We start from the raw sequence: 16,013 nt of genomic DNA, 5'->3' as shown, positions 1-16,013 counted from the left end.
ATAGCTGCTTTTCCCAGATTTACCCGCTGGCTTGTACGTGCCAGTTTGGGTTTGCCAAGCTTTTCAGTAGGGGCGATCGCCCTCGCCCCATCCTTCTCAACCCCATAGGACAGTCTCATGGTTCAGGAACGTGTATTGCCCGCCTTTTCCGCTAGCCCTTCCCAGATCAGCCGGGAAGATGGGCTGGTGGTCTACGAAGACATGGTGCTGGGACGCACCTTTGAAGACAAGTGCGCCGAGATGTATTACCGGGGCAAGATGTTTGGCTTCGTTCACCTCTACAACGGGCAAGAAGCAGTATCGTCTGGGGTGATCAAGTCCATGCGGAGTGATGACTACGTGTGCAGCACCTACCGCGACCACGTCCATGCGCTCAGTGCAGGCGTGCCTGCCCGCGAGGTGATGGCAGAGCTATTTGGCAAGGTGACGGGATGCAGCAAGGGGCGTGGCGGCTCGATGCACCTGTTTTCGGCAGAGCATAACCTGCTGGGTGGCTATGCGTTTGTGGCAGAGGGGATTCCCGTGGCGACGGGCGCAGCGTTTCAGACCAAATATCGCCGCGAAGCGCTAGGGGACGAATCGGCAGATCAGGTGACGGCCTGCTTCTTTGGGGATGGCGCAAGCAACAACGGTCAGTTTTTTGAATGCCTGAACATGGCGGCGCTATGGAAGTTGCCAATTCTGTTTGTGGTGGAAAACAACAAATGGGCGATCGGCATGGCCCACGACCGCGCGACATCGCAGCCAGAGATCTACAAAAAAGCCAGCGTGTTTGACATGGTGGGCGTAGAAGTGGACGGGATGGACGTGTTGGCCGTGCGGGCCGTGGCCCAAGAAGCCGTGGCCCGGGCCCGCGCAGGCGAAGGCCCTACGCTGATTGAAGCCCTCACCTACCGCTTCCGGGGGCACTCCCTCGCCGACCCCGACGAACTCCGCTCCAAGGCAGAGAAGGAGTTCTGGTTTGCCCGTGACCCGATCAAGCGCCTCGCCGCCCACTTGATTGAGCAAAACCTGGCGACGGACGAGGAATTGAAGGCGATCGACCGCAAGATTCAGGCAACGGTGGAAGACGCAGTACAGTTTGCGCTGGAAAGCCCTGAGCCAAATCCTGCTGATTTGTATAAGTACGTCTTTGCAGAAGACTAAAACCCAACTCTCCCATGCCCGACCCGATCATGTTTCGAGAGGATGCGTTCGTCGTGCTGGAAACCAACCAGCCAGAACAATTCCTCACCGCCGAGGAACTGTTGCAGAAGCTGGCATCGGTGCTAGAAACCATGCAGGATAGCCTGCCCCGCGAATTGCAAGACATTCCCACGTCGGCAGCGCAAGCGCGTCACTTGCTCGACACCGCCTGCGAACTAGACATCGGGCCGGGGCAGTTTTTGCAATGGTATGCAGTGCGGTTGGAGAAGTAACGAGTGAAGTTACTGGAAGCCCCGCAGACGCTCGACTAGCAGTCCAAAATCGCAAATCCAAAATCTAGGATCAATACAGTCCCGACTATCAGCCCGACAATACCCGACTATAGGAGATTTCGGGCTTTGAGTTGGAGATAGCGATCGACCAGTTGCGTGCTGATCTGATTGGCGGGTGCATCCAGGACTAGCACGCCGCGCTGTTTTAGCTTGGCCAGGGCAAGCTGACGTTGGGCGAGCAGATCGAGAGCAACGGCGCGGCTATAGGCGGACTGCACGTCTTCGGCGGGGCGGTTGGCTCGTTCGTCTACGCGGCGATCGCGCAGGGCCACGCAAAACGGCAGATAGCGCGGCGCAAGCTGAGCCATCGCGCCGAATAGCTCAGCCGAAGCGGTCTGGTCAATAATATCGGTCAGCAGCACCACCAAGGCGCGGCGGGTCTGGCGCTGGGCGACGGTGGTCACGGCGCTGAGATAGTCTGGCTCCTGGAATACAGGCTCGATGGGCGTGAGCTGAGCCAGCAGTTTTGGTAACTGGTGTGCGCCGCGCTCCGGCGGAATCCAGGCGTGCATTTGTCGATCGAAGACCCCAACCCCGACGCGATCGCCCCGATGCAGCCCCGCCAGCGCCAGCGCCAGTGCCGCATTCAGCGCCCAGTCAAATCGCGCCAGCCCCGCCACCTGCGCCGTCATCAGCCGCCCCCGATCCAGCAAAATCACCAGGGTTTGCTCCTGCTCTGGCTCCAACACGCGCACCAGCAGCCGACTTTTGCGGGCCGTCGCTTTCCAGTCCACGAACCGCAGGTCGTCGCCCGTGCTATAGTCCCGCAATTCGGTAAACTCTGTGCCCATCCCCATGCGCCGCGCCCTGCGAATGTTGCCGCTGGTTTGCAGCGTCAGCCGCAGCGACAGTTCCCGCAGCCCGATCAGGTCGGGATAGACCGCCACAGAAGCCGCCTGGGGAATGCGCCAGTCGTGCCATGCCAGCCCCCAGGGCCCGAGCTGCCGCAGATAGAGATCGCCCCAAGCATAGACTCCGCGCTGCTTTGGAAAAACAGTGTAGGTGATTTCCCGCGTTTCCTGGGGGGCGATTTCACATTGGATTGCTTCGCGGGTGGCTTCGCGAAACGCCAGCGTTTCCTCCACCTGTGGCCCACCAAAGTCCGCCGGATAGTCGTCTCGAATTTTCACCAGCGCCGGTGCTTTGCCCGCCGTCGCGGTCAGATGCACCGGATTTTCGCGCCCGATCGAGAGCTTGTCTAACGGCCGCCGCGCCACGGACACCCGCCGCGATCGCCCCCGTCGCGCATCCACCACACCCAGCCCTAGCACCACTCCGTCATACAGCAGCGTTAGCCCCAGTGCGATCGCCAGCCCAGAGGGACGAGTCTGGCTAGACAGCAGGAGGGCGATCGCCAGTCCCGCGCTCGTTCCAGCCAGAAGCAGTTGATACAGTCGCGCCGCAGGAAGCATACACTCAAATTTAAATCATGCCTCAGATCATGCCTCAAAGGCGGCTGAGCCAGCGCTCTCTGCTCACCGATTGAACCCGACGGCAAGCACCTCGCCCTATATTGCTCCCCTGCTTCCCAACCCCGCCATTTGCTAAGGTAAGCAATGTCGATTTGTTCCGCTTTTAAATCTGCCTATGGCTCGTCGCACAACTCCCTCTGCTGGTTCTGCTAATCACTGGCTCCAGCCGCTTGACCGGGTGGCCTGGGTGATAATGGCGGTGCTGCTGGTGCTGACAGGGCTGCTGCTGGTAGGGGGCGACCATGCTTCGCCACGGGTGCGTGACTTTAGCTGGGATGGGCGGCAGGTGGGTGCAGAAGATCGAGCATTTTTGATGACCTTTAGCCGTCCGATGGATCGCCAGAGCGTGGAGCAAAATCTGCGAATCGAGCCGCCGCTGTCGGGCAAAATCAGTTGGGCAGGGCGGCGCATGGCTTACACGCTCGACACGCCAGCCCCCTACGGAACAGAGTATCAGGTGCGGCTTCAGGGGGCCCGCGATCGCTTCAATCAGTCCACCGATACCAACCTGCTGCAACCCTTTGAAAGCAACTTCAAAACGCGCGATCGCGCCTTTGTGTATCTGGGTGCGGAGGGCGACGAGGCGGGGCGGCTGGTGCTGCAAAACCTGACCCGCGACGAAAAGACCATTCTCACCCCAGCGGATTTGGGTATTTTCGACTACGAGCCGTATCCAGAGGGCGATCGCATCCTGTTCTCAGCCGTCGATCGCAAACATCGCGCCGACGATATTAGCCCGTTCCTCTACACGGTCACCACGGGGCTGCTGCCGGAAGCGCCCGCCCCCACCATTAGCCAAATCAAAGCGGGAGAACGAGTGCAGGGCGATCGCGCCCCCCAGCCAGCGGGCATCGTGCAACTGGTGCTGGGCGACAATGAGTACCAGAATTTGAAATTTGACCTGTCGCCCGACGGGCAGCGCATTGCCGTGCAGCGGGTGAATCGGCAAAATCCGGCCGAGTTTGGGTTGTGGGTGATCGAGCCAGGTCAGCCTGCCAAGCCCGTGCCGACTGAACCAGGCGGCGACTTTGTGATTGCCCCCGACGGCAAAACGCTGGCCATGGCCCAGGGCGAAGGCATGGCAATCCTGTCGCTCACGCCAGAGGAAGATGCAGCCGAAGAGGGCAAGCCGCTGGACTTTTTGCCAAAGTATGGCCTAGCGCTGAGCTTTAGCAAAGATGGCGCAGCGGCAGCGATGGTGCGCTTTAACCGCGACCCGCAGAACCCGACGCGATCGCTCTTTCTCGTCACCAATCAGGGGCAAGAAAAGGAACTGTTGACCACCGACGGCTCTATTTTTACCGCCCAGTTTGATCCCACAAACTCGCTACTCTACTGTCTGGTTTCCACCCGCCTGCCAGGGGATATTTACGTCGAACAGCCCTATCTCGTGGCCATAAATCTGAAATCGGGAAAGCGAACTGACTTGCTGAAGCTACCCATCCAGCGGGATATCCAAATCGCGCTGGCCCCGGACGGATTGGGGCTGCTGTTTGACCAGGTGGTGTCTGCCTCGGATACCACTGAGGAGGGCATTGCCCAGGGCAGCGACGGACGGGCGATCGCCACCAGCCGCCTCTGGTTTTTGCCCCTACAACTCGACGACGAGGGCAATCCCCAAAAAGTCGCCCCCCAGCCATTGGCGGTGGCGGGGCTGCGGCCGCGATGGTTACCGTAGGCAAGCCTGTCGGGAATGGGGTCTGCGAGCAGTTGGCAGTTGGCTTATTTCATAGCCCGTTTGAGACCGTTCTCCTTTGCGAAACGCGGCTCGAATTCTGCCAATTAACTTCCTGGCAACTGCAACAATGGCACGTTTTTTGCCTGCACGAGGGTGCAAGCGTTCAAAGAACTGCCGCAAATCTGGGTCTTTGCGGATTGCCCGCCAAGCGATTTCCAACAGAATAGCGCGCAGGTAACGATTGCCTTGCTTGCTGATGTGCCCTCGTTGCGTTTGTTCTCCACTCGAATGCTCCGTCGGGGTCAGTCTGGTATAGCTGAACAACTGCCGCTCGTTCGCAAAGGCAGACAGATTGCCCAACTCATTGGACAGCACCCGTGTGCTGAACGCCCCCACGCCAGGAGCAGACCGATAGGTCGCTTCACACGGGTCGCTCTCCGCTTGCTGCTTCAACTGCACCGTCAACTGTTGAATTTGCTCGTCCAACGCTCGCCAAATCTGCCAATGCGCTTGGACGGCAATCTTGAATCCTTCAGGGCATGAGCGACTCAGCAGTTCTTTGACCATCTGATGACTCATCTCACGCTGATCCTCCGGGTCAATCAGTCCCAGTTGCTGGGCTTTCATCCGAATTTGATGCTTAATCGTTGTTCGTTCTTGCACCAGTTGGCTGCGTGTTCGGCTCAGCATTCGTCGTTCTTCCTGGGCTGGAGTCGGGACTCGCAGACCTCGCAACCGTTCAGCCTCCAATTGGGTCGAGAGTTTCTCCGCATCCCGTTTGTCCGTCTTGACCCGGTTGTGAACCGCCACCTCCACGGCTGCGGGATGGACAACCCGATTATCGATGCCCCGACGATTCAATTCTCGATGCAGAACAAACCCTGAAAACCCTGCTTCGTATACCGTATGGATGTTTCCTCCTGGAAAATACTTCAACAACTGCGCTGCCAAATCGGCGGGTTTAGCGGTCGTACTCCACTTTTTGACAATGACTTGGTTAACACGAGCAACAACTACATAAGTTTTCTTATGCACATCAATGCCGACGTAAATCTGCTCGCCGTCATAAGATTGGACTGGTGTGGTGTTTTTCATCCGATTCTCCTGTGCTTGAGCTTGGTAACTTCAAGGTATCTGGAGAGCGGCATTTTTGATCAAACACCACACTAGCCACCATAGGAACACTCCCAGAGCGGGAGAGGGACTGCCAATCCGGCTCCCCTTCTCCCTCTTTTGGGAGAAGGGGCTGGGGGATGAGGGCAAACTCGCAGAACTGGGATGCGCCCAATTGAGACTATTGTTCTGAGGCGGAAGTTCTGCCTCCAGTTTGTAGTGCAGACTTTAGTCTGCCTCCGAGGGACTAGCTGTGAATCGGGCGGCTGAAGTGACTACTACGGACGTTCAGGGCGACTCAAGTCACCACTACGGACGTTCAGGGCGGCTGAACTCACCACTACGGACGTTCAGGGCGACTGAACTCACCACTACGAACAATCAATCATTGGGGCAATATCAAATGTCGGAGTGCCAGCCCCAGGTAGCTAATCTGGCCGTAGGCATAGACCAGATTATCGAACCGCAGGGCGGGGTCATTGCCATATCGCAGCGCGTGATATAGCCCGCGCAGCAGGCGATCGCCCCCCCGCTGCACCTGCCCCAGTCCGGCTTTTCCAGTCAGGCGTTCCCGCTGATATTCGCTTACGCCCTGCCACCAGCTTCGTTCTAGAAACCACCCCTGGTGGCGGCGTTCGGGCGCGACCCGATGGGTGACTTCGGCATCGGGCAAGTAACGAACCGTTTTGCCCTGACGCAGCGCCAGTTCCGTTAGGTGCAGTTCTTCGTGGGACAGGAGCGTGTTGCCAATGCGCCCAAGCTGCACCGAAAAGCCGCCGACCGATTCCCAAAAGTCGCGCCGCAGGGCATAGTTCACGCCGCGTGGCGTTTGCCCCGGCTGCTGAATCTTCACTGGCGCATTGCCCAGGTCGTATGCGCCGAGGCTGCTGGCCAGGTTAGTCGAAAGCCAGCGGGGGGGCAGCCGCCCTTCCCAATCCAGCAAGACGCGCCCGCCTGCGATCGCCAAATTCTCGTCTGCCTGAAACGCTTCGGATAGCACCCGCAGCCATTGCGGAGAGGCGATCGCATCGTCATCTAGATAGGCCAGCAGGGGCGCGGCAGCGTTGACGGCTCCGGTGTTGCGAGCGACGGATAGCCCCAGCGTCGGCTCTGGCAGATAGCGCAGCCGAGAATCCTGCAAAAACGGCTCCACCACAGTCCGCGTGGCATCGGTGGAGGCGTTGTCTACCACCAAAACCTCGTAGGGTTCCGTCAGGTCTTGACGCAGCAGACTGGCGATCGCCCCAGCTAGATAGCCAGCCCGATTATGCGTACAGACAATGGCAGAAATACGCGGCGACATCTGGCAACCCTCAAAAGCAGGTTCCAAGGTTCCAAGACAAGTTTCGTTCTATTCTGCGTTTGACCATGCATCTAAAATACTTAAAGCTATGGCTCACCTAAGCTATGGCTGCGGACAGCCCTTCCGAACGGCTCCCAGCAATGTAGATACCGTAACGCATCGTTTTACCTGGAGGTTGTTCTGCCGGATCAGGGTTACCCGTCCTAGTTGCCCAAGGACGCGACCTTGATGATTAAACTGAACGCGATATAGCCCACCTGTTTGATACAGCGTCATTTCTGTTGGATGAAGCTGAATCCTGGGGTCGAGGTCGCGCCACAAAATCTGTTCAATGGGTGTGTTGATCGGGTGGGCAGCAACTTGCACAAAGCCGTAGGAGTCTGTCCGAAGGCTGACCTGCCAGGTAGAACGGGTTTGCTCTGCCCGAAACTGGGCCAGCCGCATGGTTTGAAAGACTTCATCCTGGGCTACGTTGAGACTGCGGGCGCTAAAGAAAGTAATCCAGCTAGGGGCGGCGATCGCCATCAGAACCGCAATAATCGCCACGACCGCAATTTTCTCGATCAGCGTAAACCCCATCGCCACGTCACGCTCGAACCGGAGGGGCAAAGACCCTGCCCCCAAACGAGTCAAAGCTTTCATAGAGATTAATCAGAGTGTGAGAGATGCACCAGCCAACCTGTCCTTAAAATAAAATTCCCTACGGTGGCGATCGCCTATCGAGAAATTTCCTCTCATGCGCCCTCCCAGGAGAAAACCATCAGCGCCGACCCGTTGGGGCATAATAATCAGCGGTGGTTTTGAGGAAACATGCTCAACATGCCTGACGTAATCGACGCGCTGCCGGATAACCTGCGCCCCGCGATAGCAGACGTGCTGGGGCTGCCGATTCACCTGCTGCCGGACTATAGCGACTGGCTGCTGGCGCAACTCGCGCAGGGCGATCGCGGCGTGCATGTGGTCACGCTAAATGCCGAAATGGCCATGCAGGCAGAGCAAAACGACGCGCTGGCAGCGGTGATCCGGCAGGCAGAATTGGTGATTCCCGATGGCGCGGGCGTGGTGCTGTATCTGCGCTTGCGGGGATATCGCGTCAACCGCTGTCCGGGCATTGAGCTATCGGAGCGAGTGATTCGAGCGTCTGCCGACCCAGCCTTGCCCGGTGCGCCCTACTCGCTATTTTTCTTTGGCGGTGCGCCTGGGGTCGCAGATGAAGCGGCGCGGGTGTGGCAAAAACAAGTGCCAGGACTGGCGATCGCCGGAGTGCAGCACGGCTACCTCCCACCCGAAGAGCAAGCCCCGCTGCTGGAACGGCTCCGAGAACTCCAGCCGCGCCTGATTTTGGTGGGGCTGGGGGTTCCTCGACAAGAATTTTGGATTGCCCAACACCGCCATCTTTGCCCCAACGCAATTTGGATCGGCGTGGGCGGCAGCTTCGATATCTGGTCGGGCACCAAAACCCGCGCCCCCAGCTGGCTCCGCAACAACAACCTAGAGTGGGTCTATCGGCTCTATCAAGAACCGTGGCGCTGGCGGCGAATGCTGGCACTGCCGCAGTTTGCATGGCGGGCAGTGGTGTATAGAGGGTGACGGGGAAAGGGGGAAATCGGCAGAGCGCTGCGGGTTTGTTGCTGGTTAGCGATCACCGCTAAACGGTTGCCTTTTAGTTAGCAAGGATAAGCAATGGCGGCAACAACCTGCGAATCCAAAAGTTTGCGATTTCCGCATCTTTGTATACAGTATGCATATAGAAGCCAATTTATGCTGGGTAGCTTGAGGGCGTGTGCTGATTCGCCGATCTTCCAGGACGCAACGCCACCGACAGGATCAAACCTGGGATGGGAATCGCCTCAGTGACCCGTGTTGACGCTGAAATCACAGAAAATCAATATTTGGGGGATGGAATGGTCGTTCTTTCTAAACAGCTTGCAGTCAATGGCGATCGCCTCATGCAGTCCATTGAGCGGCTGGCCAAAATCGGGAGACAGCCCAACGGGGACATCTGCCGCCTGGCCTTTTCGCCAGAAGACTTGCAGGCCCGCTATCTGGTGCAGCAGTGGATGATCGAGGCTGGCATGACCGTGCGGACAGACGCTGCCGGAAACCTAATCGGCCGCTACGAGGGCACCGACCCCGACGCACCCGCCCTGGCCACAGGTTCCCATATCGACACCGTGCCCTCTGGCGGCCCCTTCGACGGGACACTGGGCGTGCTGGGCGGCATCGAAGTCGTGCGGACGCTGAAGGAAAACAACCTGCGGCTGCGGCATCCCATTGAGGTCATCGTGTTTACCGATGAGGAGAGCAGCATGATCGGCGGACAGGCGATCGCCGGGACGGTGCTGCTGGAGCAGCCAGAGCGCTATTTGCCCAAGATCGACCAGCCGATTGAGTCGTGCCTGGAGAAAATTGGCGGCGACTGGAGCCAACTGCCCAGCGCCCGCCGCACCCGCGCCGACATTGCCGCCTTTGTGGAACTGCATGTGGAGCAGGGCTGCGTGCTGGAGCGCAAAGCTCAGGCGATTGGCGTGGTGCAGGGCGTAGTGGGGATGCAGCGGCATCTGATCACGATTCATGGCCAGCCCAACCACGCAGGCACCACCCCGATGGACATGCGCCAGGACGCGCTGATTGCCGCTGCAAAGGTAATTCTGTCAGTGCAGGCGATCGCCCTAGAGCAGCCCAGCCAGCCCGTCGCCACTGTCGGCTATCTCACCGTCGCTCCCAACGCCATGAACATCGTGCCAGGAACCGTAGAACTGTCGGTTGATATGCGCGACCTGTCGCAGGTGGTGCTAGAACAAATGCTGGAGAAGCTGAAGCAAGCCCTGCGCGAGATTGCGATCGCCACCCACACCCGCATCGACATCGCGCCCGTCCTCACCGTCGAGCCGACTCTGGCCTCTCTCAATGTCCAGGCAGCGATTGAAGCTGTTTCCCAAGACCTGAACCTGAGCTACCTCTACATGCCCAGCCGCGCCGGCCACGACGCGATGGAGATGGGCCGCTTTACCGACATGGGCATGATCTTCGTACCCAGCCAGGAGGGACTCAGCCACTCCGGCATGGAATACACCTCGCCAGAGCAATGCACCCAGGGCGCAGACGTGCTGCTGCACACGCTGATCAAGCTCGACTCGATCTATGCTTAAAAGGCCTTAAAAAGGCCTATAGGGAGCCTTATAGAACCCGTTCAGCGGCCGTGGAAAGTCTTTCACGGCCATTTTTGCCAGCCAAATTGGGATAAAGAGTCGTAAACCGCCGGAAAATTCAATGAAATTCCAGGAGTCGACATTTTTCTAAAATTTTCCATGACTTGCGCCTAAAAGCTCTAGAGTTTGCGGAGGGTTATGAATGTAGCGTCAGATACAGCTTGTAGATCTTTAAAGCCTTTTGATAGATGACATTCCTTCGGCATTAAGATGTCTGGCATCTGAATTGCAAATCTGAAGCACGAAGCCGCCAAGTGCGACTTTAATCCCGTAGAACCTTTCAGATAAATCCTTTCAGAATCGCTTGCTGAATCCGGGGGATCACCCGACTCACGTCGCTGCTGTCCAGGCTGCAAGGCTCTTTCAAGGCTTTTTGGGGATGTTTTAATGACTCAATCATCTGTCTCAGCTTCAGCTTCGCCGACCGTCGATGGGGGAGGAGTCGCGCCAATTCCCCATGACATTCCATCCACGACCGTAGGCGTATCGCTCCGCTCGGTTACCAAAAAATATGGCCCCGTGACGGCAGTTGAGAACATCACCCTAGACATCCCGCCCGGTTCCTATTGCTGTCTGCTGGGACCAAGCGGCTGCGGCAAAACCACCACCATGCGGATGATTGCAGGGCATGAGGACATTACTCAGGGCGACGTATACATTGGCGACCTGCGGGTGAACGACCTACCCCCTGCCCAGCGCAGCACCGCCATGATGTTCCAAAACTACGCCCTGTTTCCCCACAAGACGGTCTGGCAGAATGTCGAGTTTGGGCTGCGGATGCGCGATATTCCCAAACCCGAACGTGACCAGCGCGTGGGCGAAATTCTGGAAATCGTCGGGCTGAGCCAGTTTGCCAGCCGCAAACCCACCCAGTTGAGCGGTGGACAGCAGCAGCGGGTGGCCCTAGCGCGATCGCTCGTCACCCGTCCCCAAGTGCTGATGCTCGACGAACCCCTCAGCGCCCTCGACGAAAACCTGCGGGTAAAAACGCGGGGTGAGCTGCGCCGCCTGCAAAAGCAGTTTGGCATGACCTTCATCCAGGTGACGCACAACCAGGACGAAGCCTATTCGCTATCGGACATGATTGTGGTCATGGATCATGGACGGATCGACCAGGTGGGCACGCCTCAGGACATCTTCGTCAAGCCAATTTCCCAGTTCGTCGCAAAATTCACAGGCGACAACAACATCTTCAAAGGAACCGTCAGCCGCGCCGACCAGGATGCCGAGGGCTACCTGGTGCAGATGGAGGTGCCAAAGCTGGGAACGCTCCTCTGCCGGGGTGACTATGCCCAAGTTGGCGCAGCGGCCGCCTGCTCGGTGCGGGCAGACCGGGTGAAGGTGGAGCCGCTGTCGGCGGCGGACACATCACCCCGCGCTCTGGTGAATCAGGTGACAGCGCGAATTGTAGCCGTCGAATTCACGGGCTATGTGACTCGTGTCACCCTGGCGCTGGAAAAGACGGGCCAGGAAGTGCTGTACAAAGTCCGCAGCACCGATTGGGTGAGCCAGGCGCTCCAGGAAGGGCAGGTCGTGGCGCTAAGCTGGCTGGCTGATGACTGTGTGTTCTTGTCGCATTAACGTCGCACCAGCCCTGACGCGCTCTCAGAGCCGAGTAGCTTGGCGACTGGTGGGTCTGCGGCAGATTATGGGTGACTGGTGATCTGGCGTGAGGCGATCGCCCTCTCTCTTGTCCATCACCCACAGCACCCACTCCGCAGGAATCGCAAAATTGCAAAATGAACGCCAGCAGGGCGACTCAAACAGCACCGCAACGTTTACCCCTCATTATTCTCTACACATCTAGGCACTATGGCTAAAATCTCTCGTCGTCAAGTCATTCGTACTGGACTCGCTGCCGGAGCCGCGCTGGCTGCGACCCGTTGCGCCCGCAGCGAAGCCCCTGTCGGCACCCCCAACAATCCGGCTACGGGCCCGGAGGTGAACACCAACCAGACCAAGGACGTGACCCTGCGGCTGATTGGCACCGGTGTATCGCAAATCAATGAAATCCGCGACAAAGCGCAGCAAGATCTCGGCTTTAAGCTGGACATGCGGGCCCTTAGCACCGAAGAAAACAACCAGATCGCCATTACCCAGCCCAAGCAGTACGACATCTTTGACGGGGAATATTTCAGCCTGCCGCTCGTGGTGCCATCGGGCAATCTCCAGCCCATCGATGTCAGCAAGATCAAGGACTACGACAAGATCGTGCCATTCTTTACCCAGGGCAAGTTTGAGGGGATGCCGGTAGAGCAGTCCCAGGGAACTGCGCCCTACCGAGTGCAATACGTCACAGGGCCCGACTCTAAGGAGTTTTCATCGACCCCCACTGACTACGCCACGCTGATTCCGTTCCAGTACAACGCAGACACGCTGGGCTACCGTCCCGACCTAGTGGGCCGCAAGATCGAAACCTGGGGCGAACTGTTCAATCCCGAATTCAAAGGCAAGACCTCGATTCTGGACATCCCCCAAATCGGCATCATGGACGCGGCGATGGTGGCCGAATCGCTGGGGCTGATGAAATTTGCCGACAAGGGCAACATGACCCGCGAAGAAATCGACCAGATTACCAACATTCTCAAAGAACAGAAGCGGGCGGGTCAGTTCCGCGCCTTTTGGAAGACCTTTGATGAATCGGTGAACCTGATGAATGCGGGCGAGGTGGTGCTGCAATCTATGTGGTCGCCTGCGGTGACGGCGGTGAAGTCTAAGGGAACGCAGTGCATCTATGCGCCGCTGAAGGAGGGCTATCGCGGCTGGGGCGGCGGCATCGGTCTGTCCAAGAATCTGTCGGGCATTCAGCTTGACGCAGCCTACGAATACATCAACTGGATGCTGGAGGGCTGGGTCGGTTCCTTCCTGGGTCGCCAGGGCTACTACAGCGCCGCACCAGAAAACGCTAAGAAGTACATGTCTCAGGCAGAGTGGGACTTTTGGTATGAAGGCAAGCCCGCCGCCGAAGACATGGTAGACCCCTTCGGCAAGACGCTAGAGAAGAAGGGCGCAGTGCGGGATGGCGGCTCCTTCAAGGATCGCTTCGGCAACATCGTGTGTTGGAACTCCACGATGAAGGAGAACGTATACCTGGTGCAAAAGTGGAATGAGTTTATCGCATCGTAGCGATCGCACCCTAATCTCGTCCAGTTCCCATTCATTCTCTAACCATTGCGGCTTTTTGAGCGACCAACCCCCTCAAAGAGCCGCGCCTATTCAGGTAACTTGCAATGCTGAAATCCTGGAAAAGCATTCAGCCCTACGCACTGGTGACCCCCCAAACGCTCGTGCTGCTGCTATTTTTGGTGCTGCCAATTCTCATGATCTTTATGGTCAGCTTTTGGCAGTTCGACGGCATTCAGATGATTCCCGGCTTTACGCTGGATAACTACAAAAGTATCTTCACGTCCGACGTGACGCTGAGAACCTACCTGAATACATTCAAGTATGTGTTCCTGGTGTGGTTCTTTTGTCTCGCGATCGCCTTTCCCGTTGCATACTTTCTGGCATTCTTCATCGAAGACCAAAAGTGGCAAATCATCCTCTTTTTAGTGTGTACAGTACCATTCTGGACTTCAAATATCATCCGGATGATTTCCTGGGTGCCCGTGCTGGGGCGGGAAGGTCTGGTAAACAGCACGCTGCTGCGTCTGGGGCTAATCAATCAACCGCTGGAGTGGCTGCTGTTTTCGGATTTTGCCATCGTGCTGGGCATGGTGCATTTGTATAACTTTTTTATGATTGCGCCTATTTTCAATAGCCTCATGCGGATCGATCGCAGCCTGATCACCGCCGCACGAGACATGGGCGCATCCGGGTTTCAAATTCTCAAAGAAATCATCCTGCCGCTGGCGGCTCCGGGGATTGCCATCGGCTCCATTTTTGTGGTGACGTTGGTGATGGGCGAATTCGTCACGGTGCGGATGATGGGCGGCGGGCAGGCGGCCTCCGTCGGCAAGATGATTCAGACCCAAATCGGCAGCTTGCAGTATCCGCTGGCGGCGGCAAACGCGGTGATTTTGCTGCTGGTGACGCTGCTGCTGGTCATGGCAATTTTGCGCGTGGTCGATATTCGCAAGGAGTTGTGATGCAACAGAAACGCTCCCTGACTTACTACCTGCTGGCGGGCTTCTTTGGGCTATTTGTCCTGTTTCTCTACGGCCCCATGCTGGCGATCTTTATCCTGTCGCTGCAAGGCGAAGAGGGCACGCTGACGTTTCCGATGAAAGGCTTTAGCTTCTACTGGCTGGGGCAGGTCTTCCAGGAACAGCGCGTGGGCAACTTTACAGATGCCTTCTGGCGATCGCTCCTGTTGGGGCTGCTGGTGACCCTGCTGTCGGTGATTGTCACGGTCATGTCTGCCTTGGCCTTCCGGCAGCGGTTCAAAGGGGCTGGGACCCTCTTCTATCTGACGATTGCCAGCCTGATCGTGCCCAGCGTGCTGATTTCTCTGGGCATCGGCATCGTGTTTCAGGTGCTGGATCTGGAAACGAACTGGTTCTCGTCGGGTCTGGGCGCACACCTAACCTGGACGGTTCCCTTTGCCTTTCTAATCATGCTGGGCATTTTCAACCGATTTAACCCGTCCTACGAAGAGGCTTCCCGCGACCTGGGCGCAAACGACACGAAAACCTTCTGGGAGATTGTGTTTCCGTTGATTCTGCCGGCGCTGATCGGCATTGGGCTATTGGGCTTTACGCTGTCCTACGACGAATTTACGCGCACGTCGCTGGTGTCGGGGCAAAAGAACACGCTGCCGCTGGAAATCTTCGGCATGACCACCAACGTTACCTCGCCTGCGCTCTATGCCTTGGGTACGCTGACGACGCTGTTTTCCTTTGCCATGATTCTGCTGGCGATCGCTGCCTACAACTACACCTCGCGCCGCCAGTCGCAGTGAGGCGCTAACCAATTACCCGTCTCAGGAACGGGATGAGTTCATTCCAGGCAGCATCAGTGGCGGCGGGGTCGTAGCGGGGACCATCGTCGCGCATGAAGGTGTGGTCAGCCTCGTAGATCAAGATTTGATGCCTTACGCCAGTCTTTTCCAGGGTTTGGGCGAGGGTGTGGCGATCGGGTTCTTTGATATGCGGATCGAGCGTACCAAAGACGAGCAGCAGCTCGCCGCGGATTTCGCCCGTGCGCTGGAGCGTGTCGGCCACGCCTTTGCCCAGTTTGCCGATGGGGATGCCCGTGGGATAGCAACTGACGGTGGCTTTCACCTCTGGCTGGAAGGCGGCGCGATAGGCCAGGTGTCCGCCGATGCAAAAGCCCATGCTGCCCAGTTTGTCGGGCAACACGCCGCTTTCAGACTTGAGAAAATCGAGGACGGCGCGGGTGTCGGCATCGTAGTGGGCGATCGCCGTTCGTCGAGCGTCATCATTGCCTTGCATCCGTCCCAGGTCGCTGGGTTCAATCACCGTGCCCACGGGTTCCAGCCGATGGAAGATTTCCGGCGCGGCGACCACATATCCATAGCCCGCTAGCCGATCCGCCAGCCGCGTAATCGGGCCGCCCAGTTGGTAAATATCCGAAAAGAAGACGATGCCGGGATATCGGCCCTCTGGCTTGGGCGCAGCCACATATACCCGCATCAAACTGTCATCCACCCGCAGTTCCACGTTCCGCTTGACGATTTGCATCTGCCCATCCTGCCACGCTGTTTGCCCTTAGCGTAGCCATCCCGCCAGAGGGATTCAAGCTTGCTGAGACACCTCGCCGGGCCGTAATCTTGGACGATAAGACCGAACGCCGAAC

14 protein-coding genes are annotated in these 16,013 nt (G+C 57.9%); 9 read left to right on the top strand and 5 right to left on the bottom strand.

Annotated features, from left to right (window positions below):
• The first annotated feature begins 117 nt into the window (after positions 1-117).
• On the top strand, positions 118-1,146 hold the full coding sequence (pdhA, locus tag IGS16_RS21200) for a pyruvate dehydrogenase (acetyl-transferring) E1 component subunit alpha (protein ID WP_297088912.1): 1,029 nt from the start codon (positions 118-120) through the stop codon (positions 1,144-1,146).
• A gap of 14 nt (positions 1,147-1,160) precedes the next feature.
• Positions 1,161-1,418, top strand: coding sequence for a chlororespiratory reduction protein 7 (locus tag IGS16_RS21195; RefSeq protein ID WP_297080669.1), 258 nt, complete (start codon positions 1,161-1,163; stop codon positions 1,416-1,418).
• 107 nt (positions 1,419-1,525) lie between these two features.
• Here the strand turns inward: IGS16_RS21195 and IGS16_RS21190 are convergent, their stop codons facing one another.
• The gene (locus IGS16_RS21190; protein WP_297088910.1) at positions 1,526-2,890 is read right to left on the bottom strand and encodes a DUF58 domain-containing protein; all 1,365 of its coding nucleotides are present in this window, start codon (positions 2,888-2,890) and stop codon (positions 1,526-1,528) included.
• 175 nt (positions 2,891-3,065) lie between these two features.
• Between IGS16_RS21190 and IGS16_RS21185 the strand changes: the two genes are divergently transcribed.
• Positions 3,066-4,628 carry a hypothetical protein gene (locus IGS16_RS21185; RefSeq protein WP_297088909.1) on the top strand — a complete coding sequence of 521 codons (1,563 nt, stop codon included), beginning with the start codon at positions 3,066-3,068 and terminating at the stop codon, positions 4,626-4,628.
• Here the strand turns inward: IGS16_RS21185 and IGS16_RS21180 are convergent.
• The 3 genes from IGS16_RS21180 to IGS16_RS21170 form a co-directional block, all read right to left on the bottom strand.
• A complete protein-coding gene (locus IGS16_RS21180) occupies positions 4,620-5,723 on the bottom strand; it encodes an IS110 family transposase (protein ID WP_297088907.1) in 1,104 nt (367 codons plus the stop codon). The genes IGS16_RS21185 and IGS16_RS21180 overlap by 9 nt on opposite strands.
• Positions 5,724-6,126: 403 nt before the next feature.
• Complete coding sequence (locus IGS16_RS21175; protein ID WP_297088905.1) at positions 6,127-7,044, bottom strand: glycosyltransferase family 2 protein; 918 nt, start codon at positions 7,042-7,044, stop codon at positions 6,127-6,129.
• A 102-nt stretch (positions 7,045-7,146) separates the two neighbouring features.
• Positions 7,147-7,686, bottom strand: coding sequence for a Tfp pilus assembly protein FimT/FimU (locus IGS16_RS21170; protein WP_297088903.1), 540 nt, complete (start codon positions 7,684-7,686; stop codon positions 7,147-7,149).
• A 177-nt stretch (positions 7,687-7,863) separates the two neighbouring features.
• Between IGS16_RS21170 and IGS16_RS21165 the strand changes: the two genes are divergently transcribed.
• From IGS16_RS21165 to IGS16_RS21140, 6 genes are all read left to right on the top strand, one after another.
• Entirely contained in the window at positions 7,864-8,634 is a 771-nt protein-coding gene (locus tag IGS16_RS21165) for a WecB/TagA/CpsF family glycosyltransferase (RefSeq protein WP_297089262.1), read from the top strand.
• A 314-nt stretch (positions 8,635-8,948) separates the two neighbouring features.
• Entirely contained in the window at positions 8,949-10,196 is a 1,248-nt protein-coding gene (locus tag IGS16_RS21160; RefSeq protein ID WP_297088901.1) for a Zn-dependent hydrolase, read from the top strand.
• Positions 10,197-10,643: 447 nt separating this feature from the next.
• Positions 10,644-11,837 (top strand): ABC transporter ATP-binding protein, encoded by a 1,194-nt coding sequence (locus tag IGS16_RS21155; protein WP_297088899.1) that lies wholly within the window; start codon positions 10,644-10,646, stop codon positions 11,835-11,837.
• Between the two features lie 231 nt (positions 11,838-12,068).
• Positions 12,069-13,382 (top strand): extracellular solute-binding protein, encoded by a 1,314-nt coding sequence (locus IGS16_RS21150; protein ID WP_297088896.1) that lies wholly within the window; start codon positions 12,069-12,071, stop codon positions 13,380-13,382.
• A 104-nt stretch (positions 13,383-13,486) separates the two neighbouring features.
• On the top strand, positions 13,487-14,344 hold the full coding sequence (locus IGS16_RS21145) for an ABC transporter permease (protein ID WP_297088894.1): 858 nt from the start codon (positions 13,487-13,489) through the stop codon (positions 14,342-14,344).
• Complete coding sequence (locus IGS16_RS21140) at positions 14,344-15,156, top strand: ABC transporter permease (RefSeq protein ID WP_172358621.1); 813 nt, start codon at positions 14,344-14,346, stop codon at positions 15,154-15,156. The genes IGS16_RS21145 and IGS16_RS21140 overlap by 1 nt, the downstream gene beginning before the upstream one ends.
• A gap of 4 nt (positions 15,157-15,160) precedes the next feature.
• Here IGS16_RS21140 and IGS16_RS21135 read toward each other — a convergent pair whose 3' ends face one another.
• Positions 15,161-15,898 carry a dienelactone hydrolase family protein gene (locus tag IGS16_RS21135; protein ID WP_297088891.1) on the bottom strand — a complete coding sequence of 246 codons (738 nt, stop codon included), beginning with the start codon at positions 15,896-15,898 and terminating at the stop codon, positions 15,161-15,163.
• Between the last annotated feature and the right edge of the window lie 115 nt (positions 15,899-16,013).

Origin of the sequence: Thermoleptolyngbya sp. C42_A2020_037 (genome assembly GCF_015272455.1) — a bacterium.
Taxonomy (GTDB): Bacteria; Cyanobacteriota; Cyanobacteriia; order Elainellales; family Elainellaceae; genus Thermoleptolyngbya.
The sequence above is the reverse complement of the archived record's forward strand: the minus strand, read 5'-3'. Positions and strand labels throughout refer to the sequence as shown.